The 21,489-nt window shown below is 63.2% G+C and carries 21 protein-coding genes; 11 read left to right on the top strand and 10 right to left on the bottom strand.

Features of this window, described 5'->3' with window-relative positions; all coding sequences use genetic code 11:
- Window positions 1-32 precede the first annotated feature (32 nt).
- Window positions 33-935, top strand: a complete 903-nt coding sequence (locus AC1DX4_RS26675) for a phosphotransferase (RefSeq protein ID WP_477223150.1) — start codon at window positions 33-35, stop codon at window positions 933-935.
- A 70-nt stretch (window positions 936-1,005) separates the two neighbouring features.
- Here AC1DX4_RS26675 and AC1DX4_RS26680 read toward each other — a convergent pair whose 3' ends face one another.
- The 3 genes from AC1DX4_RS26680 to AC1DX4_RS26690 all read right to left on the bottom strand — a co-directional run bounded on the left by AC1DX4_RS26680 (window position 1,006) and on the right by AC1DX4_RS26690 (window position 4,051).
- The gene (locus AC1DX4_RS26680; RefSeq protein ID WP_477223151.1) at window positions 1,006-1,479 is read right to left on the bottom strand and encodes a DUF805 domain-containing protein; all 474 of its coding nucleotides are present in this window, start codon (window positions 1,477-1,479) and stop codon (window positions 1,006-1,008) included.
- 259 nt (window positions 1,480-1,738) lie between these two features.
- On the bottom strand, window positions 1,739-2,662 hold the full coding sequence (locus tag AC1DX4_RS26685; protein ID WP_477223152.1) for a DMT family transporter: 924 nt from the start codon (window positions 2,660-2,662) through the stop codon (window positions 1,739-1,741).
- Window positions 2,663-2,770: 108 nt separating this feature from the next.
- Window positions 2,771-4,051: an amidohydrolase family protein gene (locus AC1DX4_RS26690; protein ID WP_477223153.1), complete on the bottom strand. Its 1,281-nt coding sequence runs from the start codon at window positions 4,049-4,051 to the stop codon at window positions 2,771-2,773.
- Window positions 4,052-4,254: 203 nt separating this feature from the next.
- Between AC1DX4_RS26690 and AC1DX4_RS26695 the strand changes: the two genes are divergently transcribed.
- Entirely contained in the window at window positions 4,255-6,009 is a 1,755-nt protein-coding gene (locus AC1DX4_RS26695; RefSeq protein WP_477223176.1) for an ABC transporter ATP-binding protein, read from the top strand.
- Window positions 6,010-6,169: 160 nt separating this feature from the next.
- Here the strand turns inward: AC1DX4_RS26695 and ilvD are convergent, their stop codons facing one another.
- Window positions 6,170-8,014 (bottom strand): dihydroxy-acid dehydratase, encoded by a 1,845-nt coding sequence (gene ilvD, locus AC1DX4_RS26700; protein WP_477223154.1) that lies wholly within the window; start codon window positions 8,012-8,014, stop codon window positions 6,170-6,172.
- A 265-nt stretch (window positions 8,015-8,279) separates the two neighbouring features.
- Here ilvD and AC1DX4_RS26705 point away from each other — a divergent pair, with 265 nt between their 5' ends.
- Window positions 8,280-8,750, top strand: a complete 471-nt coding sequence (locus AC1DX4_RS26705; RefSeq protein ID WP_477223155.1) for a VOC family protein — start codon at window positions 8,280-8,282, stop codon at window positions 8,748-8,750.
- 78 nt (window positions 8,751-8,828) lie between these two features.
- Here AC1DX4_RS26705 and AC1DX4_RS26710 read toward each other — a convergent pair whose 3' ends face one another.
- Window positions 8,829-10,421 (bottom strand): peptide chain release factor 3, encoded by a 1,593-nt coding sequence (locus tag AC1DX4_RS26710; protein WP_477223156.1) that lies wholly within the window; start codon window positions 10,419-10,421, stop codon window positions 8,829-8,831.
- Between the two features lie 187 nt (window positions 10,422-10,608).
- Between AC1DX4_RS26710 and AC1DX4_RS26715 the strand changes: the two genes are divergently transcribed.
- Window positions 10,609-11,682 carry an NAD(P)/FAD-dependent oxidoreductase gene (locus AC1DX4_RS26715; RefSeq protein ID WP_477223157.1) on the top strand — a complete coding sequence of 358 codons (1,074 nt, stop codon included), beginning with the start codon at window positions 10,609-10,611 and terminating at the stop codon, window positions 11,680-11,682.
- Here the strand turns inward: AC1DX4_RS26715 and AC1DX4_RS26720 are convergent.
- The 3 genes from AC1DX4_RS26720 to AC1DX4_RS26730 all read right to left on the bottom strand — a co-directional run bounded on the left by AC1DX4_RS26720 (window position 11,676) and on the right by AC1DX4_RS26730 (window position 14,432).
- Window positions 11,676-13,049, bottom strand: a complete 1,374-nt coding sequence (locus tag AC1DX4_RS26720) for an amidase (protein WP_477223158.1) — start codon at window positions 13,047-13,049, stop codon at window positions 11,676-11,678. The genes AC1DX4_RS26715 and AC1DX4_RS26720 overlap by 7 nt on opposite strands.
- 321 nt (window positions 13,050-13,370) lie before the next feature.
- Window positions 13,371-14,168: a class II glutamine amidotransferase gene (locus tag AC1DX4_RS26725; protein WP_477223159.1), complete on the bottom strand. Its 798-nt coding sequence runs from the start codon at window positions 14,166-14,168 to the stop codon at window positions 13,371-13,373.
- A 15-nt stretch (window positions 14,169-14,183) separates the two neighbouring features.
- Complete coding sequence (locus AC1DX4_RS26730) at window positions 14,184-14,432, bottom strand: DUF6356 family protein (RefSeq protein WP_477223160.1); 249 nt, start codon at window positions 14,430-14,432, stop codon at window positions 14,184-14,186.
- Between the two features lie 114 nt (window positions 14,433-14,546).
- Between AC1DX4_RS26730 and AC1DX4_RS26735 the strand changes: the two genes are divergently transcribed.
- From AC1DX4_RS26735 to AC1DX4_RS26755, 5 genes are all read left to right on the top strand, one after another.
- A complete protein-coding gene (locus tag AC1DX4_RS26735) occupies window positions 14,547-15,017 on the top strand; it encodes an Lrp/AsnC family transcriptional regulator (RefSeq protein WP_477223161.1) in 471 nt (156 codons plus the stop codon).
- 96 nt (window positions 15,018-15,113) lie between these two features.
- Window positions 15,114-15,599 (top strand): dUTP diphosphatase, encoded by a 486-nt coding sequence (gene dut / locus AC1DX4_RS26740; RefSeq protein ID WP_123168781.1) that lies wholly within the window; start codon window positions 15,114-15,116, stop codon window positions 15,597-15,599.
- Window positions 15,599-16,258 carry an HAD family hydrolase gene (locus AC1DX4_RS26745; RefSeq protein WP_477223162.1) on the top strand — a complete coding sequence of 220 codons (660 nt, stop codon included), beginning with the start codon at window positions 15,599-15,601 and terminating at the stop codon, window positions 16,256-16,258. The genes dut and AC1DX4_RS26745 overlap by 1 nt, the downstream gene beginning before the upstream one ends.
- A gap of 84 nt (window positions 16,259-16,342) precedes the next feature.
- Window positions 16,343-17,194, top strand: coding sequence for a hypothetical protein (locus tag AC1DX4_RS26750; protein WP_477223163.1), 852 nt, complete (start codon window positions 16,343-16,345; stop codon window positions 17,192-17,194).
- Between the two features lie 74 nt (window positions 17,195-17,268).
- The gene (locus AC1DX4_RS26755; protein WP_477223164.1) at window positions 17,269-18,072 is read left to right on the top strand and encodes an isocitrate lyase/PEP mutase family protein; all 804 of its coding nucleotides are present in this window, start codon (window positions 17,269-17,271) and stop codon (window positions 18,070-18,072) included.
- An 83-nt stretch (window positions 18,073-18,155) separates the two neighbouring features.
- On the opposite strand, the gene AC1DX4_RS26760 is transcribed toward AC1DX4_RS26755, so the two are convergent.
- Complete coding sequence (locus AC1DX4_RS26760; RefSeq protein WP_477223165.1) at window positions 18,156-18,854, bottom strand: sulfate transporter family protein; 699 nt, start codon at window positions 18,852-18,854, stop codon at window positions 18,156-18,158.
- An 89-nt stretch (window positions 18,855-18,943) separates the two neighbouring features.
- Window positions 18,944-19,846 (bottom strand): DMT family transporter, encoded by a 903-nt coding sequence (locus AC1DX4_RS26765; RefSeq protein ID WP_477223166.1) that lies wholly within the window; start codon window positions 19,844-19,846, stop codon window positions 18,944-18,946.
- A gap of 209 nt (window positions 19,847-20,055) precedes the next feature.
- Here AC1DX4_RS26765 and AC1DX4_RS26770 point away from each other — a divergent pair, with 209 nt between their 5' ends.
- Entirely contained in the window at window positions 20,056-21,048 is a 993-nt protein-coding gene (locus AC1DX4_RS26770; protein WP_477223167.1) for an adenosine kinase, read from the top strand.
- Window positions 21,049-21,281: 233 nt separating this feature from the next.
- A partial coding sequence (locus AC1DX4_RS26775; RefSeq protein ID WP_477223168.1) for a transposase occupies window positions 21,282-21,489 on the top strand: 208 nt, incomplete at its 3' end.

A 21,489-nucleotide genomic window follows, 5' to 3' on the forward strand; every position in this document is an offset into this window, starting at 1 on the left:
CCATAAATAAGGCGTGAAGGCAAACACGGGGCATGACGATGGACGAGGTGCGAGCGGCGCTTGGCGCTATTCCCATGCTGGCCGGCTATACCGGGCCACTGGACCGGCTTGGCGGCCTCACCAACCTCGTCTTCAAGGCCGGCGATCTCTGCCTGCGCATTCCAGGCAAAGGCACCGAGGAATACATCAACCGCGCCAACGAAACGGTGGCCGCGCGCGAAGCAGCGAAGGCCGGGGTCAGCCCGGAAGTGCTGCATGCCGAGGCCGGCACCGGCGTGATGGTGACGCGCTTCATCGCTGGCGCGCAGACGATGTCGCCGGAGAAATTCAGGGAAAGGCCGGGCAGCCCCGCCCGCGCCGGCGAAGCCTTCCGCAAGCTGCACAATTCCGGTGCGGTGTTCCCCTTCCGCTTCGAGCTGTTCGCGATGATCGACGACTATCTCAAAGTGCTGTCAACCAAGGACGTCGCCCTGCCAGCCGGCTATCACGACGTGGTGCGCGAGGCCGACAGCGTGCGCTCGGCGCTGGCAGCCCATTCGCTGCCGCTTGTCGCTTGCCATTGCGACCCGCTATGCGAGAACTTCCTCGATACGGGCGAGCGGATGTGGATCGTCGACTGGGAATATTCGGGGATGAACGACCCGCTCTGGGATCTCGGCGACCTTAGCGTCGAAGGCAAGTTCGACGCGGACCAGGACGAGGAGCTGATGCGTGCCTATTTCGGCGGCGAGGCGAGGCCTGCGGAGCGCGGCCGGGTCGTCATCTACAAGGCGATGTGCGATCTGTTGTGGACGCTATGGGGATTGATCCAGCTCGCCAACAACAACCCGGTCGACGATTTCCGCGCCTATGCCGACGGCCGCTTCGCCCGCTGCAAGGCATTGATGGAGGCCCCGGAATTTTCCCTGCACCTGGCGGCTGTGCGTTTGGGGTAGAGCAATTCCAAGTGACAGCGGCTTTGGCGCTCCCGCGATTCTATCAAGCGCCCGAATGCCTGTGTCGCGTCTACCTGAAAACCCGCTCTATTTCACTCAACGTCACTGTGTCGTCAGACTTTTTGCAATACCAAATGATCAGCGCGATGGTACCGATGGGAAACAATCCCATCAGGAGCTGATGCCAACCGCTTCGGTTGATGTCGTGCAGCCGGCGGGTGGTCATGGCCAGTGTCGGCAGAAGGGCGGCCAGGTTCCATATCGATGAGATAATTTCATTCTTCACAACGGCATCAACTATGACGAGAATGACGCCGACAATGAAAAGGAAGAGGTAGGAATACCAGAACTCCGAGCGACTGGCCCTGCCGGAAAAATTCACATAATTTCGAAAGAAACTCGAAATAGCTTCAGTAAAATTCATCGGAGGCGGCATTTCTCCGAAGCGATTGCCGCCAGCTGGCGCTGCTCTTAGAACAAACACCAATGGCAAGCCGATCAGGACTAGAACGATCAGCCAATGCCATATAGAGAAACTGCCCATTATCCCCCCCTCTATCGCAGTCTTTGCAGAGATATTGATCTTGCCTCTCCCGGCCAAGAATCAATCTCGTATTGCTCCTCAAAAGCAACGTACACCGCAAAAAATATCGATGTAAATACCGGACCTTTTGACCGGAAACCCAGGCGAATTCCGGGTGATAGCCTTCAGCGACTAAACGCGTCGCTTCGTGTGACGCGCCGTATGCTTTGTCTGGATGCAGTAGCGGACGGAAAGCGATTTCATACTTTCCTGAGCTGCCTCAATTGACGCCCTTCGGCACGTTTTCGGGTGGCACCGTGGTGTCGACGACCTTCTGGCGGTGGAAGATGAACAGGCCGGCGAGAACGATGATGCCGGAGCCGATCAGGATGCGCGGGCCTGGAACGTCGCCGAAGAACACCAGCCCGAACACTACCGCCCACAGGAGCAGCGTGTAGTGCAGCGGCGCCAGCGTCGAGGCCGGCGCCAGCTTGAGTGCCCGCGTGATCATCAGATGGGCGCTGCAGGAGACGATGCCGAGCAGCAACATGGCGCCAAAATCGAGTGCCGAAGGCGTCTGCCAGGCGCCGATGGTCAGCACGCCGCCGACCAGCAGCGTGCCGATCGTCTGCCATGTCACCAGATTGGTGTCGCTGGTGCCGCGCAGCCGCCGGTTGAGGATGATGGCGAAGGCAAAGGCGAGGCTGCCAACGAGCGCAAAGCTCGACGACAGCGAGAATGCCGCGGAAGATGGCTTCAGCATGATCACCACGCCGCAGAAGCCGAGCAGGATCGCCACCCAGCGGCGCCAGCCGACCTTTTCGCCAAGCAGGAAATGCGACAGCGCCGCGACATAGATCGGCCCGGCCATGTAGAAGCTCATCACATCGGCGAGCGGCAGATAGACGACGGCGGCGTAGAACAAAGCGGTGTCCAGCGTCGTCGCCAACACGCGCAGGATCTGCAGCCCAGGCCGCTCCATCTGGAACAGTTTGCCGGCGCCCTGGTTAGCGATCATCGGGCCAAGCACGATAAACGCGCCAATCGAGCGGATCAGCACGACCTGGCCGACCGAGAAACTGGCGACCAGCCACTTGCCCATGGCATCGTTCAACGCAAACAGGAAGTCGCCGGCCAGCATCAGCAAGATGCCGGCCAGAAGCACGTTCCTGATTGTGGAATTCTGCGCCACGGGTTGCGTCATGCCGATCCCGATTCCTCCCTCGCGTCAGCCGCGTCCTAAACGGAAGCGCCCGCTTTGACGAGGAGAAATCCCGAAATCGGCAAGGCCAGCGCCGGGAATCGGCTGTATCTAGGTGGTTATGTGCCTACGGTTCACCAGCGCCGGCCTGCCAAGCAGGGAAAGCCTGGTATCCTGCCTCGTCCGCTCAGCCACCACCTTGCCCCTGGCGATGACGCAGATGCGCTCGGCGCGCAGGCGCAGGGCCTCGATCGGATTGCCGGCGTCGAGGATGACAAGGCTGGCGCGCTTGCCGACGGCCAGGCCGAGGTGGTCCAGCCCCATGATGGCGGCATTGACGTTGGTGACCATGTCGAAGCAGCGCGCCATGTCGGCCGGGCTCGACATCTGGGCGACGTGCAGGCCCATGAAGGCGACGTCGAGCATGTCGGCGGTGCCCAGCGAATACCAGGGATCGAGCACGCAATCCTGGCCCCAGCCGACACGGATGCCGAGCGCCTGCATTTCCTTGACACGGGTCATACCACGCCGCTTCGGAAACGTATCGTGGCGGCCCTGCAGCATGATGTTGATCAGCGGATTGGGGATGGCGGAGACGCCGGCCTCGGCGATCAGCGGCAGCAGCTTCGAGACGTAGTAATTGTCCATCGAATGCATCGACGTGAGGTGTGAGCCGGCCGCCCTGCCTTGCAGGCCCAGGCGCTGCGTCTCATAGGCCAGCTGCTCGATGTGGCGCGACAGCGGGTCGTCGGTCTCGTCGCAATGCAGGTCGACCATCAGGCCGCGGTTTGCCGCGATCTGGCAAAGTTCGGTCACCGATCGCGTGCCGTCGGCCATGGTGCGCTCGAAATGCGGAATGCCGCCGACGATGTCGACGCCCATGTCCAGCGCGCGAATGGTGTTCTCACGCGCCTTCGGTGAGCGGTAGAAGCCGTCCTGCGGGAAAGCCACGAGCTGCAGGTCGATATAGGGTGCGATCGTTTTCTTGACGTCGAGCAAGGCCTCGACCGCGAGCAAACGGTCATCGCAGACATCGACATGGGTGCGGATGGCGAGCAGGCCCATCGACACCGCCCAATCGCAATAGGCGAGCGCGCGGTCGCGCACCGCCTCATGCGTCAAAAGCGGCTTCAGTTCCCCCCATAGCGCAATGCCTTCGAGCAGCGTGCCCGAGGCGTTGATGCGCGGAATGCCATAGGACAGCGTTGCATCCATGTGGAAATGCGGATCGACGAAGGGCGGCGAGACCAGATTGCCGCTTGCATCGACCTCGCTCCGCGCGGCCCCCTGCAGTTTGGGCTCGATCGCCGCGATCGTCTCGCCGCTGATGCCGATATCGGCAATCCTGCCATCCGGCAGCGTGCCGCCACGAACGATAAGGTCGAAATCCATCTGTCGCCATCCCTGCAGAATCACCCAGCCATGGTGGCGCAAAAGGCAGCTTGCCGCAGCCGTTTCTTTCGGCGGCCGCGAAAGGTTCCCTCTGGCGTTAACTCGCTCTATAAGCCGCCTTTCGTCCACGCAGCGATCGGCTTCGGACTCAAGGCCATAGTCGCAAACCATGGAAGTCCCTTGTGAACTTGAACTTGCCGTTCCTGAAACGCGACGAACGCTCGGCGGAGAACCAGCGCCTTATCGTGCGGCTGGTCAGGGAATCGTTCGGACAGCATAAGTTCGGATACGGTGCCGCCATCCTGTCGATGCTGGTGGTGGCCGGCACGACGGCTGCCAGCGCCTGGATCCTGCGCGAAATCACCAATGAATTCGTGATCGACAAACGGATCGACCGCGTCAACATGATTGCCGCGGCGGTCGCCGGAATTTTCATTCTCAAGGGCCTCGCCAATTTCATCCAGGCCTATTTCATGAGCCGGGTCGGCAATGCCATCATTGCCGACCGGCAGCGCAAGATCTACGACCGCATCCTGGCGCAAGGCATCGAATTCTACCATTCGACCTCGTCATCCGACCTGATCACCCGCATGACCAACAATGCGCAGGCGGCACGCAACGTGCTCGACCTGATCGTCACCTCCTATGTGCGCGACCTGGTCACCCTGCTTGCCCTGATTGGGGTCATGGTCTGGCAGCAGCCGGCGCTGTCGCTGATCTGCTTCGTCGTCGGGCCGCTGGCCATCTATGGCGTCAACCGCATTCTGAAGCGCGTGCGCAAATTCGCCGCGATGGAATTCCGTTCGGTCGGCCAGATCATTCAGGTCATGCAGGAAACCGCGATCGGCGTGCGTGTGGTCAAATCCTTCAACCTCGAAGGCTTGATGCGCAAGCGCATGTACAAGGCAGTGGCTGATGTCGAGGATCGGGCCAACAACATCGCTGCGCTGGAGGCCGTAACCAGCCCGGTGATGGAGACGCTGGCCGGCCTGGCGATCGCCGGCGCCGTGATGGTCAGCGGCTTCCTGGTCCTGCAGGGCGGCCAGATGCCGGGCAACATCATGGCCTTCATCGCAGCGCTGCTGCTGGCCTATGAACCGGCCAAGCGCCTCGCACGCGTCCGGATCTCCTTGGAAAGCGGCATTGTCGGCGTGCGCATGATGTTCCAGCTCGCCGACACGCCGCTGACGCTGGCCGAGAAGCACGATGCAAAGCCGCTTCGGGCCGGGCCCGGCGAAATCCGGTTCGATGCCGTCAGCTTCGCCTACCAGGATGGCCCGCCGGTGCTCGAAGGGTTCGACCTGACCCTTGCGCCCGGCAAGATGACGGCGCTGGTCGGGCCTTCAGGCGGCGGCAAGTCGACCATCCTGAACCTGATCATGCGCATGTACGACCCGAAGAGCGGCAAGGTGCTGCTTGACGGCCAGGACATTTCCCATGCCACGCTCGCCTCGCTCAGGGAAAAGATCGCCTATGTCAGCCAGGACACGTTCCTGTTTGCCGGCACCATCATGCACAACATCCGGCTCGGGCGCGAGGGCGCGACCGATGAAGAGGTGATCGCCGCCGCCAAGGCGGCCAACGCGCATGACTTTATCATGGCGCAAGCGAAGGGCTATGAGACGGATGTTGGCGAGAATGGCGGCCTGCTGTCGGGCGGCCAGCGCCAGCGCATCTCGATCGCGCGCGCCATGCTGCGCGATGCCGAAATCCTGCTGCTCGACGAAGCGACCAGTGCGCTCGACGCCGAATCCGAAGCGCTGTTCCGCGAGGCGCTGCAGCAGCTGACCGAAGGCCGCACGACGATCGTCATCGCCCACCGCCTGTCGACCGTGCACCAGGCCGACACCATCGTGGTGCTGGAGGGCGGCAAGGTGGTGGAAAGCGGAGCGCACCGGGCGCTGCTCAGGCAGGGCGGGCTTTACCAGAAGCTTTATGAATATCAGTTGATGCCGTGAAGGGTGTTTTCCGGATGTCGGAGCCAAGCCCCCTCATCCGGCCCTTCGGGCCACCTTCTCCCCGAGGGGAGAAGAGGTCGTAAACGCCAGCGCTCTCCTCTTCTCCCCGCCGGGGAGAAGGTGGCCGCGTAGCGGTCGGATGAGGGGGCTGGCGCAGACCTCACTCCGGCACGTGCCTCACCGCGCCCTTGTCGGCGCTGGTGGCGAAGGCGGCGTAGGCGCGCAGTGCCGTTGTCACCTTGCGCTTGCGCTTTTCCTCGGGCTTCCAGGCCAACGCACCCTTGGCGTCCATCACGGCCCGGCGGCTGGCAAGCTCCTCGTCGCTGACGGCGAGACGGATGGTGCGGTTGGGGATGTCGATCTCGATCGTGTCACCTTCCTGCACCAGCCCGATCACACCGCCTTCGGCGGCTTCCGGCGACGCATGGCCGATCGACAGGCCCGACGTGCCGCCGGAGAAGCGACCGTCGGTAACGAGTGCGCAGGCCTTGCCGAGGCCTTTCGACTTCAGATAGCTGGTCGGATAGAGCATTTCCTGCATGCCGGGGCCGCCGCGCGGGCCTTCATAGCGGATGACGACGACATCGCCAGCCTTGATCTCGTTCGACAGGATTGCCTTGACCGAGGCGTCCTGGCTCTCGAAGACCCGCGCCGGGCCGGTGAATTTCAGGATCGACTCGTCGACGCCGGCGGTCTTCACGATGCAGCCGTCGACCGCCAGATTGCCTTTCAGCACGGCAAGGCCGCCATCTCTGGAGAATGGCGTCTGCGCCGAGCGAATGACACCTTTCTCGCGGTCAAGGTCGAGATCGTCCCAGCGGCGATCCTGGCTGAAGGCGACCTGGGTCGGCACGCCGCCCGGTGCGGCAAGGAAGAAATCGCGGACACTCTGGCTGGAAGTGCGCGAAATATCCCAATGATCAAGCGCCTCGCCGAGGCTCGCGGTGTGCACCGTCGGCAGATCGCGGTTGAGCAGCCCGGCATTATCGAGCTGGCCGAGGATGGCCATAATGCCGCCGGCACGATGGACGTCTTCCATGTGCACGTCGGACTTGGCCGGCGCCACCTTGCAGAGCACCGGAACACGGCGCGACAACCGGTCGATATCCTCCATGGTGAAGTCGACCTCGCCCTCATGCGCGGCGGCCAGGATGTGCAGCACCGTGTTGGTCGAGCCGCCCATGGCGATGTCGAGCGTCATGGCGTTTTCGAAAGCGCCCTTCGATGCAATGCTGCGCGGCAGTGCCGTCTCGTCATCCTGCTCGTAATAGCGCTGGGCGAGATCGACGATGAGATGGCCGGCCTCGACGAACAGCCGCTTGCGGTCGGCGTGCGTGGCCAGCGTCGAGCCGTTGCCCGGCAGCGACAGGCCGAGCGCCTCGGTCAGGCAATTCATCGAATTGGCGGTGAACATGCCCGAGCAGGAGCCGCAGGTCGGGCAGGCCGAGCGCTCGATGATCTTGACGTCCTCGTCGGAAATCTTGTCGTCGGCGGCCGCCACCATGGCGTCGACGAGGTCAAGCGCCTGGGTCTTGCCGGCCAGCACCACCTTACCGGCCTCCATCGGCCCGCCGGAGACGAACACGGTTGGGATGTTGAGGCGCAGCGAGGCCATCAGCATGCCGGGAGTGATCTTGTCGCAGTTGGAGATGCAAACCATGGCGTCGGCGCAGTGCGCATTGACCATGTATTCGACGGAATCGGCAATCAGTTCGCGCGACGGCAGCGAATAGAGCATGCCGTCATGGCCCATGGCGATGCCGTCATCGACGGCGATGGTGTTGAATTCCTTGGCGACGCCGCCGGCCTTTTCAATCTCGCGCGCCACCAGCTGGCCAAGATCCTTCAAATGGACATGGCCCGGCACGAACTGGGTGAAGGAGTTGACCACCGCGATGATCGGCTTGCCGAAATCCGAGTCCTTCATGCCGGTGGCGCGCCAGAGGCCGCGGGCGCCGGCCATGTTGCGGCCATGGGTGGTGGTGCGGGAGCGATAGGCGGGCATGTTTTTTCCTTGGTGGCTGGCCGCAGCCAAGGAATGGCGCGGCGGAGCTGAATTCGGACCGCAAGCGTTATAGACGCGCAAGTATGGTCTGGCCACAATTTTGCAATGCGCCAGATTCCTCGAAAACGAGAGCCTTGAATAAATTGCACACCCCTGTCGGATTGCGTGCCGCACGGCCGTCCTTGGGTAGACGGCACGGAAATGGCACCATTCTCGGAGTCAGCCGTTTCACCGCGATAGCAAAGAGCAAACGGAGGAGCACGACATGCAAAAGATCACCACCTGCCTGTGGTTCGACAACCAGGCCGAAGAGGCGATGAATTTCTACGTGTCCATCTTCAAGAATTCGAAGGTGCTGAGCGTGATGCGTTGGCCCGAAGGCCACGCCGATGAAGGCAAAGCGCTGGTGACCACGTTCGAACTCGACGGCGTGCAGTTCCAGGCGCTCAACGGCGGACCGCAATTCAAGTTCAACGAGGCGATGTCACAGTCGATCGACTGCAAGACGCAGGAAGAGGTCGATTATTTCTGGGACAAGCTGATCGAAGGTGGCGGCGAACCGTCGCAATGCAGCTGGCTGAAGGACAAGTTCGGCGTCTCCTGGCAGGTCGTGCCGGAACAGCTGCCGCGCCTGCTCAGTGATCCGGACCGGGCCAAGGCCGGCCGGGTGATGTCAGCGATGATGCAGATGAGCAAGATCGACATTGCCAAGATCGAAGAGGCGGCCAGAGGCTGAGAGAAGCCTTCAACCCCGGCGCTGCCCCTCATCCCTTCGGGCACCTTCTCCCCGTGAACGGGGAGAAGGAAGAGGCGCCTATGCCGCCTGGTCGCGGACCTGATAGTCCTTGATGGTGGCGAAGCGGATGGCTTTCCAGCGTTCGGCCTCGTAATTCAGCGAGAAAGCGTGCTGGGCCAAAAACACCGGATCGTTGTCGAGATCCCTGGCAATGTCGCCGCGATGCGCCTCGATGAAGCGAAGCGTCTCCGCCTTGTCGTCGGCCGAAATCCAGCGGCAGACGGAAAAGCGCGACATCTCGAATTCGACCGGCAGCGTGTATTCGAAATTCAGCCGCTCCTTCAAGACGTCGAGCTGCAGGGCGCCGACGACACCGACGATGGCCGGCGAGCCGTCCTCGGGCGAGAACAACTGCACGACGCCCTCCTCGGCCATCTGGTGTAGCGCTTCCTTGAGTTTCTTCGCCTTCATCGCGTCGCCGAGGCGGACGCGGCGCAGGATTTCCGGGGCGAAATTCGGCACGCCTCTGAAAAGAATCTCCTCGCCCTCGGTCAGCGTGTCGCCGATGCGCAGCGTGCCGTGGTTGGGGATGCCGACGACGTCGCCGGCAAAGGCTTCGTCCGCAGTGACGCGGGTGCGGGCGAAGAAGAACTGCGGCGCCGACAGGCTCATCGGCTTGCCTGTGCGCACCAGCTTGGCCTTCATGCCGCGCTCGAGCTTGCCCGAACAGACGCGCACGAACGCGATGCGGTCTCTGTGGTTGGGGTCCATATTGGCCTGGATCTTGAAGACGAAGGACGTCATCTTGTCCTCCGTCGCCTCGACCTTGCGAGTGTCGGCCTCCTGCGCGCGCGGCGGCGGGCCGAAGGCGCCGAGCGCCTCGATCAGGTCGCGCACGCCATAATTGCGCAGCGCCGAGCCGAAATAGACCGGCGTCAGATGGCCCTCGCGAAAGGCTTCTATGTCTAGGGGTCTGCACGCTTCGCGCGCGAGCTCGAGCTCCTCGATGAAGGCCTCGCGCTCGTTTTCCGGCAGCAGGCCGGCGACGCGGTTGGAATCGGGGCCGTTGACCGGCGTGCGCTCCTTCTCGTCGTCGCCCCTGCGTACGGCGTTCAGCGCCAGATGATAGGTGCCGGAGAAATTCTTGCCGCGGCCGATCGGCCAGGTGATGGGCGCTGTATCCAGCGCCAGCTTCTGCTCGATCTCGTCCAGGATCTCGAAGGGATCGCGGCTTTCGCGGTCCATCTTGTTGACGAAAGTGATGATCGGGATGTCGCGCAGCCGGCAGACCTCGAACAGTTTCAGCGTGCGCGGCTCGATGCCCTTGGCGGCGTCGATGACCATGACGGCGCTATCGACCGCCGACAGCGTGCGGTAGGTATCGTCGGCGAAGTCCTCGTGGCCGGGCGTGTCGAGCAGATTGAAGACATTGTCTTCGTACTCGAAGGTCATCACCGAGGTGACGACCGAAATGCCGCGCTCGCGCTCGATCTTCATCCAGTCGGAGCGGGTCTGGATCTTGTCCTTCTTGGCCTTGACCTCGCCGGCAAGCTGGATGGCGCCGCCGAACAGCAGCAGCTTTTCGGTGAGCGTGGTCTTGCCGGCGTCCGGGTGCGCGATGATCGCGAAAGTGCGGCGACGCGCCACTTCCTCTGGTATTGTTTCGGCCATTCTCTGGGATTTCCGTGTGACAGGCCGGGCTTCTAGCAGCGTAGTGCCGGGCTGTCGACCGCTCCGGCAGCGCGGACGCCGCCGGATGCCGCTCCATCAAGCCTAAGTGCATTTCGACATTGGCAAGCAGCCGTAGGAATGCCACTTGGATGAACATCCCTTGGAATCACGAGACGGAGGAGCGGGCATGGCCGCGGCGAAAAAGGTCATCGTCATCGGTGCCGGTATCATCGGTGCCTCGATCGCCTGGCATCTGACCAGAGCCGGTGCACAGGTGACGGTCGTTTCCGAAAGCGGTGCGGGCGGCGTCGCCACACCCAACTCCTTCGCCTGGATCAATGCCAGCTGGGGAAATCCCGAAGTCTATTTCCGGCTGCGCACCCGCGCCATGGCCGAGTGGAGACGGCTGGCAGATGTGCTGCCCGGGCTGCCGCTCGCCTGGTGCGGCGGGCTGTGCTGGGACCTGCCGCCCGACCGGCTCGAAGCCTATGCGGCCGAACACTCTTCATGGGGCTACGGCATCGAACGCGTTGGCCGTGAGCGGGCGGCGCAAATCGAGCCTAATCTCGTAGAGCCTCCAGAATTCGCCGTTTATGTTGCGGAAGAAGGCGTGGCCGAGCCGGTTGCGACGGCCAGGACCCTGCTCGCGGATGCCGAACGGCACGGCGCGCGGGTCATTGCCAGCACGGTTTCGGCGCTGGCCCAGGCCGGCGGCAAGATTACCGGCGTGGACACATCGCATGGACTGATTGCCGCCGACGAGGTGGTGATCGCGGCTGGCGTCGGCGCCCCGGCCATTGCCGCGACGGCCGGGATCAGCCTGCCGATCGAGACGCCATCTGGCCTGATCGTCCATTCGCGGCCATACAAAAGGCTGCTGAACGGGCTGGTGCACGCCGAGAGGCTGCACATGCGCCAGACCGCCGAGGGCCGCATCATCGCCGGCTCGGATTTCGCCGGCGGCGATCCCGGCGAGAACCCCGAAGCGACCACGCGCGACGTGTTCGCGGTGGCGAAGGCAGCGTTGCGCGATGCCGAGGGGCTGGAACTGGATTTCCACACCATCGGCTACCGCCCCAAGCCGATCGACGGTTTTCCGATCATCGGCCGTGCCGAAGGCATGGACGGCCTCTATGTCGCGGTGATGCATTCCGGCATCACGCTGGCGCCGGCCGTCGGCCTGTTTGCCACAAGGGAGATTCTTGGCGGCGAGCGCGACCCGTTGCTGGCGCCCTATGGGTTGTCGCGCTTCGCTCAGTAGCCGGGCGGGCGGCGGAAGCCGCCGCTGAACGGCTCCATCGCCGCCGCAATACCAAGCAGCCGGGATTCCGACCAGCGCTTGCCGACCAGTTGCAAGCCGATCGGCAGGCCGTCGCGATCTTCTCCGCACGGGATGGAAAGCGCGGGATGGCCGCTGTAGTTGAAGACGGCGCCATAGGCCGGCAGCATCCGGTAGCTTTGGTCCTTGCCGTCGACCTTGATCAGCGTGCCCGGCGCGCAATGCGGGAAGGCCGTGGTCATGGCGACCGGGCAGAGCAGCGCATCCCAGTTTTCGAAGAACTGTTCCCAGGCGAGAATGGATTTGTCGCGGTGGGCGAGAGCTTCGAACCAGCGCGAGACTGACGTCGGCTGCTCCAGCGGTTCGGGCTGCGCGGCTTCCATCATCATGCCGATCAGCGCGCCGCCTTGCGCAAGATCGTCGTGCAGATCGAGCTTGGGCAGATTCGCTTCCTCGACGATCGCGCCTGCCAATTGCAGCTGGTTTGCCAGATTTTCGACCGCGGCGCTGATGTCGCCGGCCACCAGGAAACCGGGGAAGGACGGTGCGAAGGCGATGCGCAGTGCCTTGAGGTCGAGCTTAGGCATGGCCTCGACAGGCACCGGCGCCAGATTGGTGTCGCGTCCGTCCGGCCCGGCGATGATCCGATAGATCAACGACAGATCGTCCACGCTACGTGCCAGCGGTCCGAGGCAGGACATCAGCCGCACGCTGCGCGCCGCACCACCCGGATCGGGGAAGGCGCCGGCCAGCGAGATGCGATGTTCCGTTGGTTTCAAGCCATAGACACCGCAGAAGGCGGCGGGCAGGCGGATCGAATCCTGCATGTCGGTGCCGACATCGAATGGCGTCATCCCGGCCGCGACCGCCGCTGCAGCACCGCCGCTGGAGCCGCCCGCGGTGCGCTCAAGGTTCCAGGGATTGTTGGTGCGGCCGAACAGCGGATTGTTCGACTGCCAGTCGGACAGCAGGGTCGCGACATTGGTCTTGGCCATCAGCACACCGCCAGCCGCTTTAAGCCTGGCAACGACCGGGCTGTCGTGTTTGGCGACATAGTCGGCGAAGGGCGGGAAACCGACCGTGGTTTTCATGCCACCGGTTTCGTGCGTGTCCTTCAGCGTGAAGGGAACGCCGTGCAGCGGTCCGGGCGTGGCGCCGCGTGCGAGTGTCGCGTCGGCCTGTCCAGCGCCTTCGTACGCGCCTTCCCTGTCGAGCAAGATGACGGCGTTAACGCCATCGTTGTGCCGGTCGATCTGCGCCAGATGGGCGTCGAGCGCTTCGACGGCGGAGATTTTGCGACGGGCGATGGCGGTGGCGAGATCGGTGGTTGAGGAGAAGGCGAGGTCCATGATCATGCTCCGGCTTGGCCGCACTTGCCCAATCAAGATGGCGGGCGGCGGCGCGACTTCAAGCGGAGTTGAGCATCGGAAGATTAGCCGCGTTTGATTGGAATTGCGCCAGCGAGGTCGGCGTTCTACGTCGGCCCCCCCTCTGTCCTGCCGGACATCTCCCCCTCAAGTGGGGAGATCAGATGTCATGACGGCTTTCGCCCAATCTCAGACGTTGAAAGAATGGCGCGGTAAGCGAAACTGCCAATCTCCCCACTTGAGGGGGAGATGTCCGGCAGGACAGAGGGGGGCGCTGTCCCGCGGCGTCGCCGCAATTTGCGATTAGACTGCCAGTGCCAGTCTGGCCGATGCCGGCGCGAACGGCCGAATGCTGATCCCATCCGTAGTCATAGTGACGAAGCTCGATGGCGGGATCGCCTGCCAGTCGCCGCCTTCGCGATCAAACGGCTCGGAGACGATGCAGCGGCCGCCCCTGCGCAAGACGGAAGTGTAGAGCGTCGGCGCGTGGGCGTCGCTGGCGTAGCGCACCGCGTGCAGCGCCTGCCCGTCCGAGAAGGCGGCAGTCAGTTTCAGCGCCGGTTCGAGGCCGGCCCGGCGCGAGGCTTCGAGCACGCGACTGGTCGCGCGCGACACGGCACCTTGCGGGTCGCCAGCCAACCCCTCGTCGATCATCAGCAGAAAAAACAGTTCGGAATCGGTGGTGCCTTCGCGCTGGTCGAAGACGGCGTCGGACAGCGAATTCTCAAGCGCCCGGCGGATTTTCTCGAAGCCGCCGATCTGGCCGTTGTGCATGAACGACCAGGGACCGGAGATGAAAGGATGGCAGTTCATGCGGCTGGTGGCGCCGCCGGTCGAGGCCCGCACATGGGCGAGGAAGAGGCCGGATTTGATCTGCCGGCACAGGCTCTTCAGATTGGGATCGGACCAGGCCGGCAGGATATCGCGGTAGAGACCAGGCTCGGGCCGGTCGCCATACCAGGCAAGGCCAAAACCGTCGCCATTGGTCGGCGACTTTGCTTCCTGGGCGCAATGGCTCTGAGCGATCAGCGAGTGACAGGGCGCGGTCAGAATGTCTTCGAGAAAGACCGCTTCACCGAGATAGGCCGCCCACCGGCACATCGCTTCTGTCGTCCTCTAGGCGCGATCCGGAAGAGCCATGGGCTCCTTGGTCGCGTGTGTGCCTCTGTTGTGCGTCCGCTCGTAAAGCTCGCGGACGATTCGGCTGGCGGTAGTCTCAAACAGAAACGGCAAGAAAGCGTGAATGAGTGCGGCGCCCGCCGCCATCAGCAAACGCGAGGAGAACCAGGCGGCAAAACCCATATGGCCGAAATAGGTTTCGCCAACCTTGGCCGGATGAGACGTGAAGATCCTTGCGAGCGACATTGAGGTCCCCTTCAGCGCTTGCGTTCCGATAGTGAGTATCCTGACACGCTTCGCCGGTTCATCGGTCTCAAAATATCCTTGTATATTGCCGCTCCATGGGACATTTATCCCAATATGGCGCTGGATATCGACGAAATAGACCGAAAACTGCTTGCCGAATTGCAACGCGACGGCACCTTGTCGGTCGACCAGCTGTCGGAACGCGTGGCGCTGTCGCGCAATGCCTGCTGGCGTCGCGTCAAGCGGCTGGAGGAGGATGGCGTCATCACCGGCCGCGTGGCGCTGGTCGATGCCGAAAAGCTCGGGCTTGGCCTGTCGGTGTTCATCCTGATCCGCACGTCCAACCATGATCCGGACTGGCTGCAGAAATTCCGGGCGGCGGTGACCGGTTTTCCCGAGATCACCGGCGTTTACCGGATGTCCGGCGACCTCGACTATGTCTTGCGTGCCCGCGTTGCCGACGTGAAGGCCTATGACCGGCTCTATCAGCGGCTGATCGCCAAGGTCGCGTTGTCGGACGTTTCCGCCTCCTTCGTGATGGAGGAGATCAAGGAGACGACGGTGGTTCCGATGGAACTGCGCTGAGATGTGCTCGGGTCATAGTGATGCCTGAAAGAAAGCCGTTGATAGCGGTGTGGGCGAATTGACCGAATCGGCAATCGCGCCGATAGGATCGATTTTATGCGCGCAGCCCTCCAAAACTCCTCCGTCATCGGTCCGACTGTCGGCTTCGTCAGATTGCCGCACGCTGAAGGACTACCCCTCCCCGCCTATGAAAGCACCGGCGCCGCCGGCATGGATCTGCGTGCGGCTGTGCCCGACGACCGGCCGCTGCTGATCCTGCCGGGCAAACGCGCCCTGGTGCCGACCGGGCTGATCCTGGAAATCCCCGAAGGCATGGAAGGCCAGGTGCGGCCACGCTCCGGCCTTGCTTTCAAACACGGCCTCACCGTCCTCAATTCGCCCGGCACGGTCGACAGCGACTATCGCGGCGAGGTGAAGGTGCTGCTGATCAATCTCGGCGACGAGGATTTTGCGGTGACGCGCGGCATGCGCATCGCCCAGATCGTTTTCGCTGTTGTAACGCAGGCGGCCGTCGAAGAGCGTTCGCTCGCCGGCGGCACAGCGCGGGGCTCGGGCGGGTTCGGATCGACCGGCACCGCCTGATGCCAATACCCAAACTTGTGATCTTCGACTGCGACGGCATTCTGGTCGACACGGAGAACTTGGCCAACCGGCGCCTTGCCGAATGGCTGAGCGCGGCCGGCTATCCGACAAACTTCGAATATTGCCGCAAGAATTTCTCCGGCCGCAGCATGCTCTCGGTGCAGAAGGAAATCGAGGAGACGACCGACGTTCGGCTCGGCGCCGATTTCGTCGATCGCTGGAACGCCGGCCTGCCGGACCTGTTTTCTCATGGCGTCGAGGCGATTCCCTATGTGCGGGAGTTCATCGAGGCGGTCCGCGCGGCCGGCATCCCCTATTGCGTCGCCACCTCGGCCAGGATTTCGAAGATGCACATCACGCTCGGCCAGACCGGGCTGTTGCCGCTGTTCGAACACGCGATGTTTTCCTCGACCATGGTCGGACGCGGCAAACCGTTCCCGGACCTGTTCCTGCATGCGGCCAAGACCATGGGCTTCGCGCCCGCCGACTGCATCGTCATCGAGGACAGCGTCGCCGGCACACAAGCCGGCATAGCCGCCGGCATGCGGGTGTTCTCCTATCACGGCGACCCCTATTCCGACCGCGATGGCCTGATCCAGGCCGGCGGCATCCTGTTCGACGACATGCGCGAACTGGCGGGGCTGGTGCCGATCCACTGATTGCCCGGGTTTGAAGGGCGAGCTGTACGGTTCTACAAGCTATGCTAGCTTTGCGGGTGCTTGCGGCCGGGGACGACAATCAGCATGTCAGGATTTTTGCATCGCCTCGCCTTTGCCTGCCTGCTGCTGCCATTGCTGTGGGGCACGGCTGGCGCTGAACACGCCGCCAATCCGGACCTCGGCAAATCCATCGTTGGCCACGCCGATACCACCTATGCCGATCTTGTCCGGATGTTCATCCCGGATTTGACGGCGAAGGATGATTATTTTGTCGGCTCCTCGCCGATCGAGATGCGGCACATCGCCGGCCCCGACAATGACACCTCGCCGCCGGAAGCAACCAGCGTTTTCAGCGCCGCCCTATTTGCGATAAAGGCCAACGGCAAGGACCGGTTGGCCATGCTGGTCGATCTCGGCGAGTCACCCGACAGCGCCGAGGGCTATGCCGTGCTGGCGCTTTACGATCTCACCGGCAAACCGAAACTGCTCGATGCAGTCAATGTGGCGACCGACCGCTTCACCTTCTTTCGCAGCTCCGGCAAACTCTCCCTGGGCGCAGATGACGATGCCTTGATGATCTCCAGCACGCATTTCAATTCGAACCAGGGTTATCTGTCGACACCGGTCATTCTGGTGCGTAGCGACCGTTTCGAACTGATCGACATCATCTACACGCTCGACGAAAATGTCTGTGCCTACAAACGCTCGCAGAACCTGGCTTTCCAGTCGCTGGACGACGGCCAACCCTATGCGGCGATCAAGGCCACCATAACCGACAAGACCGAGCCGAACGAAGAGGATTGTGATGAGCCGCCCCCACAGGCCGCCTCCGCCGACATTTCCGTGACCTACCACTGGGACAAAACGGCGGCGCGCTACGTCGCGGATTCCGACGCGTTCGAGAAATTGGCAGCAGAGAACGAGAAACGCTTCTGAACCAAGCGCATTCGTTTGCCCGGCCGGAGACAGCGCGATAGCATCCGCCCCGACATTCATGATGGGGAGCATTCATGGACAAGGGCAAGATCTTTCGCGACCTGCACGCCTCGACCTTCGTCATGCCCAATCCCTGGGATCCGGGCACGACCAAGTTGCTCGGTTCCTTCGGTTTCAAGGCGCTGGCGACGACCAGCGCCGGCTTTGCCTTTTCGCGCGGCCTGCCGGACGGCGCCGTGACCTTCGAGCAGATGATCCACCATTGCCGCGAGGTGACGGCGGCGACCGACCTGCCGGTCTCGGCCGACCTCGAGAAAGGCAAGGGCGACAGCGCCGAGCAGGCCGCCGAAACCATCTTCGCGGCGGAAGCGGCCGGCCTTGCCGGCTGCTCGATCGAGGACCACACTGGCGACCCCGACAAGCCGATCTATGATTTCGCGCATGCGGTCGAGCGCGTCGCGGCGGCGGTGGAGGCGGCGCGGGCGCTGAAACGCGATTTCGTGTTCACGGCGCGGGCCGAGAATTTCTTGTGGGGCAAGTCCGATCTCGACGACACCATCAAGCGGCTGCAGGCCTTCGAGAAGGCCGGTGCCGACGTGCTCTATGCGCCTGGGATCGGCGATGTCGAGATGGTGCGCACGGTCTGCTCGGCGGTCGGCAAGCCGGTCAACGTCATGGCGAAACCGGGTTTCACCATCGCCGATCTTTCGATGGCTGGTGTGAAGCGCATTTCGCTCGGCCCATGGCTGACCAACTTCGCCTACGGCATGCTGGAGACGGCGGCGCGCGAAATCCAGCAGGACGGCACGTTCGGTTTCACCCGCGCCGCCATGCCGTTCGGCAAGTTGCAGGCGCTGTTCGGCAAATCCCCGGGTTAAAGCAATTCCAGGAAAAGTGTGACACGGTTTTCCCGGGAAAAGCGCATCGCGCTTTCCCTAGGGAATTGCGCAAAACAAAGGCCTCAGCGGCGGCTTTCGCGCGCCGAAACCGCCTTGTGCAGATGCACCATCATGGCGGCGGCGAAGAGTGGCGTCACCAGATTGAGCAGCGGCACGGCAAGGAAAGCCGCGATGACCAGCCCGGCGAGGAAGACCGTGCCGGCATACTGCCGGCGCAAGGCCCTGGCTTCGTCCTCCGGGCGAAAGCGCATGGCGGCGAATTCGAAGAATTCGCGGCCGAGCAAATAGCCGTTGACGATGAAGAAGGCGGCGATGTTGATGCCCGGCACCAGCAGCAGCATGAGCGCCAAGATGTTGCCTGCTATAACGACGCCGAGGAACTTTATCGCCAGCACCATCGAGCGCAGCGCCGGCATGGCACGGCCGGGCGGGTCGCGTGGATAGTCGGTGCGCTCGACCACTTCGGCGACATCGTCGAGGAACAGGCCGGCGATCACCGCCGTGACCGGCGCAACAAGCAGCGCCATGCCGAAGGCAAGCGCGATTGCCGCGATGATGCCGCCCAGCCAGCCGGCCCATGACGGTATGCCGGGCAACAAGGTCTGGAGCCACGGCAGGGCCAGCCACTCGACAAGGCTGGTCAGGCCGAACCACAAGGCAACCAGCGCCAGCACGGTCAGGCCCAGCGTCTTGAAGAACACGGCACGAAACGGCGGCGAGAGCAGCTCGAAGGCCGCAGTGCGGGCAGCGTCGAAAATCACCGTGCTTCAACCCCAGGTCAGCGGACAGCGCCGTAAAGGCGGACGCTCACGAGATAGGCAGCGCGGCTCTTGAGCACAAGCACGTATCGCTATCGGGCAAAGGCAGGTTTCCTGACCGGAATGGTCATGGCCGCGACACCTGCAACGACGCAGGCCATGCCGAGCCACACGGTTGGCCCCAGGCTTTCGCCGAGGAAGACGGCGCCGATGCCGACGCCAATCGGCACGCGCAGATAGGCCTGCGACGTCGTGCCGACCGAACCCAGCGTGTGGATGAGGCGGAAATAGATAACGAAGGCGATCGCCGTCGAGAACGCCGACAGGCCAAGCAGGGCTAGGATCGATGCGGTCGAGGGCGTCAACGTCCAGGGCTGATCGACCACCAGGCTGAGCGGCACCAGCATGACCGCACCGCACAGCATCGAGCCGGCCGCCGGTAGCATCGGATCGAGGCCCTTGAAGCCACGGCCGAAGATCGCGGCAGCGGCGTAGCAGATCGTTGCGACGACGATGGCGACCTGCGCCCACAGTTCGTGACCGATGCCACCCAGCGCCTCGGTGCCGACAATGAGGCAGATGCCGGCTATGCCGGCGCCGACACCGATCAGCTTGCGCACGGTGACCGGCTCATGTCGGGTGATGAGCGCCGTCAGCAGGAAGGTGAAAATCGGCGAGGTGGAATTGAGGATGGTGGCCAGGCCGGCATCGACCGAGCGCTCGGCCGCGGCGATCAGCGTGAACGGTATGACGCTGTTGAGGCAGGCCTGGAAGGCGAAACGGCGCCAGGTGGCCGCGTCGCGCGGCATGGCAAGCCCACGCCAGCGGATGATGGCGAACAGGATGCCGCCGGCGATCAAGGTGCGGGCGGCGATGAAGGTGACCGGCGGGATCGTCTCGACGCCGATCTTGATGAAGGTGTAGGAAGCGCCCCACAGCACGGCCAGCACGCCGAGCAACGCCAGGTCGGTTGTCGTGTCGTTCTTTGCGGACATGGGCTTACCGTCTTCGGATGCGGTCGGTCGGGCCTGACTTGTAGGCAACGCCGCGAAGAAATGCTTCGTCCACGGTCGAATTGTCGTAGCGCCTGGCTGCTGCCATCACACGGGCGACGACAGAAAATCGGTTGCCAATTTTCGGGGTCATGCTGTAGACCCGCCCGAGCGTGGCAAGAAGCCGGCTCGGGTTTTTGGCGGAGACATTGATGCCGGATTATGACGTGCTTTGCATCGGCAATGCCATTGTCGACATCATCGCCCAGTGCGAGGAGGAATTCCTCGAGACCAACGGCATCATCAAGGGCGCGATGAACCTCATCGACACGCAGCGCGCCGAACTGCTTTACAGCCGCATGGGCCCGGCGATCGAGGCCTCCGGCGGCAGCGCCGGCAACACGGCGGCCGGGGTCGCCTCCTTCGGCGGACGCGCCGCCTTCTTCGGCAAGGTTTCCAACGATGCGCTGGGCGATATCTATGCGCATGACATCCATGCCCAGGGTGTCGCCTTCGACACCAAACCGCTCAAGGGCGAACCGCCGACGGCGCGCTCGATGATTTTCGTCACGCCCGACGGCGAGCGTTCGATGAACACCTATCTCGGTGCCGCCGTCGAACTCGGCCCGGAGGATGTCGAGGCCGACAAGGCCTCCGGCGCCAAAGTCACCTATTTCGAAGGCTACCTCTGGGATCCGCCACGCGCCAAGGAGGCGATCCGGCAGACGGCGAAGCTGGCGCACGCGGCGGGCCGCGAGGTTTCGATGACGCTGTCGGATTCGTTCTGCGTCGACCGCTACCGCGACGAGTTCCTCGACCTGATGCGCTCGGGCACCGTCGACATCGTCTTTGCCAACAGCCACGAAATCAAGTCGCTCTACCAGACATCGTCCTTCGACGAGGCGCTGGCCAAGATCCGCAAGGACTGCAGAATGGCCGCCGTGACGCGGTCCGAAAAAGGCTCGGTCATCGTGCGCGGCGACGAGACCGTGGTCATCCAGGCGACCGCGATCCGGGAACTGGTCGATACGACCGGCGCCGGCGACCTCTACGCCGCCGGTTTCCTGCACGGCTACACGCAAGGCCGCGACCTCAAGACCTGCGGCGACCTCGGCTCGCTGGCCGCCGGCCTGGTGATCCAGCAGATCGGCCCAAGGCCGAGGCAGAATCTGCGCCGCGAGGCGGAACTGGCTGGGTTGCTGTAGGGACAACTGCCGATCTCCCCCCTCGTGGGGGAGATGGCCGGCAGGCCAGAGGGGGGCGCTGTCCCGCCGGCATTTCCAATGTTTACCTCATGGCTTCAGGGCGCGGCGCAAGCATCGCTACGCAGTGATCCTTCGCGCCCCCCTCTGCCCTGCCGGGCATCTCCCCCACGAGGGGCCTGTTGCGTAATTCGCTGGTTGTGATTCTCTGAGATTGACGCTCGGAGGGAATCACGATGGCAGTGAAGCAGACGGGTCAGTTGAGCTTGGCGGAAGCCTTTCTGGGCGGCAAGTTGGCAGGCGGTTCTTCGCCACTCGATCGATTGTCAGGTCTGGTGAAGTGGTACCGCTTCGAGAAGCTACTCAACCCGCTGCGCGATGGTGGACCGGGTCGGGCTGCCTGGCCACCGTTGATCCTGTTCAAGGCGCTTTTGCTTCAATCTC

The sequence above is a fragment of the Mesorhizobium sp. P3_A8 genome (assembly GCF_056402995.1).

Excerpts from the sequence above, each read along its gene's own strand:
- AC1DX4_RS26705 (WP_477223155.1), top strand. The coding sequence starts at position 8,280 with ATGCAAAAGATCACCACCTGCCTGTGGTTCGACAACCAGGCCGAAGAG.
- AC1DX4_RS26725 (WP_477223159.1), bottom strand. The coding sequence starts at position 14,168 with ATGTGCCGGTGGGCGGCCTATCTCGGTGAAGCGGTCTTTCTCGAAGAC.
- AC1DX4_RS26730 (WP_477223160.1), bottom strand. The coding sequence starts at position 14,432 with ATGTCGCTCGCAAGGATCTTCACGTCTCATCCGGCCAAGGTTGGCGAA.
- AC1DX4_RS26680 (WP_477223151.1), bottom strand. The coding sequence starts at position 1,479 with ATGGGCAGTTTCTCTATATGGCATTGGCTGATCGTTCTAGTCCTGATC.
- AC1DX4_RS26745 (WP_477223162.1), top strand. The coding sequence starts at position 15,599 with ATGCCAATACCCAAACTTGTGATCTTCGACTGCGACGGCATTCTGGTC.
- AC1DX4_RS26735 (WP_477223161.1), top strand. The coding sequence starts at position 14,547 with ATGGCGCTGGATATCGACGAAATAGACCGAAAACTGCTTGCCGAATTG.
- AC1DX4_RS26715 (WP_477223157.1), top strand. The coding sequence starts at position 10,609 with ATGGCCGCGGCGAAAAAGGTCATCGTCATCGGTGCCGGTATCATCGGT.
- AC1DX4_RS26690 (WP_477223153.1), bottom strand. The coding sequence starts at position 4,051 with ATGGATTTCGACCTTATCGTTCGTGGCGGCACGCTGCCGGATGGCAGG.
- dut (WP_123168781.1), top strand. The coding sequence starts at position 15,114 with ATGCGCGCAGCCCTCCAAAACTCCTCCGTCATCGGTCCGACTGTCGGC.
- AC1DX4_RS26675 (WP_477223150.1), top strand. The coding sequence starts at position 33 with ATGACGATGGACGAGGTGCGAGCGGCGCTTGGCGCTATTCCCATGCTG.
- AC1DX4_RS26720 (WP_477223158.1), bottom strand. The coding sequence starts at position 13,049 with ATGGACCTCGCCTTCTCCTCAACCACCGATCTCGCCACCGCCATCGCC.
- AC1DX4_RS26755 (WP_477223164.1), top strand. The coding sequence starts at position 17,269 with ATGGACAAGGGCAAGATCTTTCGCGACCTGCACGCCTCGACCTTCGTC.
- AC1DX4_RS26765 (WP_477223166.1), bottom strand. The coding sequence starts at position 19,846 with ATGTCCGCAAAGAACGACACGACAACCGACCTGGCGTTGCTCGGCGTG.
- AC1DX4_RS26750 (WP_477223163.1), top strand. The coding sequence starts at position 16,343 with ATGTCAGGATTTTTGCATCGCCTCGCCTTTGCCTGCCTGCTGCTGCCA.
- ilvD (WP_477223154.1), bottom strand. The coding sequence starts at position 8,014 with ATGCCCGCCTATCGCTCCCGCACCACCACCCATGGCCGCAACATGGCC.
- AC1DX4_RS26685 (WP_477223152.1), bottom strand. The coding sequence starts at position 2,662 with ATGACGCAACCCGTGGCGCAGAATTCCACAATCAGGAACGTGCTTCTG.
- AC1DX4_RS26770 (WP_477223167.1), top strand. The coding sequence starts at position 20,056 with ATGCCGGATTATGACGTGCTTTGCATCGGCAATGCCATTGTCGACATC.
- AC1DX4_RS26710 (WP_477223156.1), bottom strand. The coding sequence starts at position 10,421 with ATGGCCGAAACAATACCAGAGGAAGTGGCGCGTCGCCGCACTTTCGCG.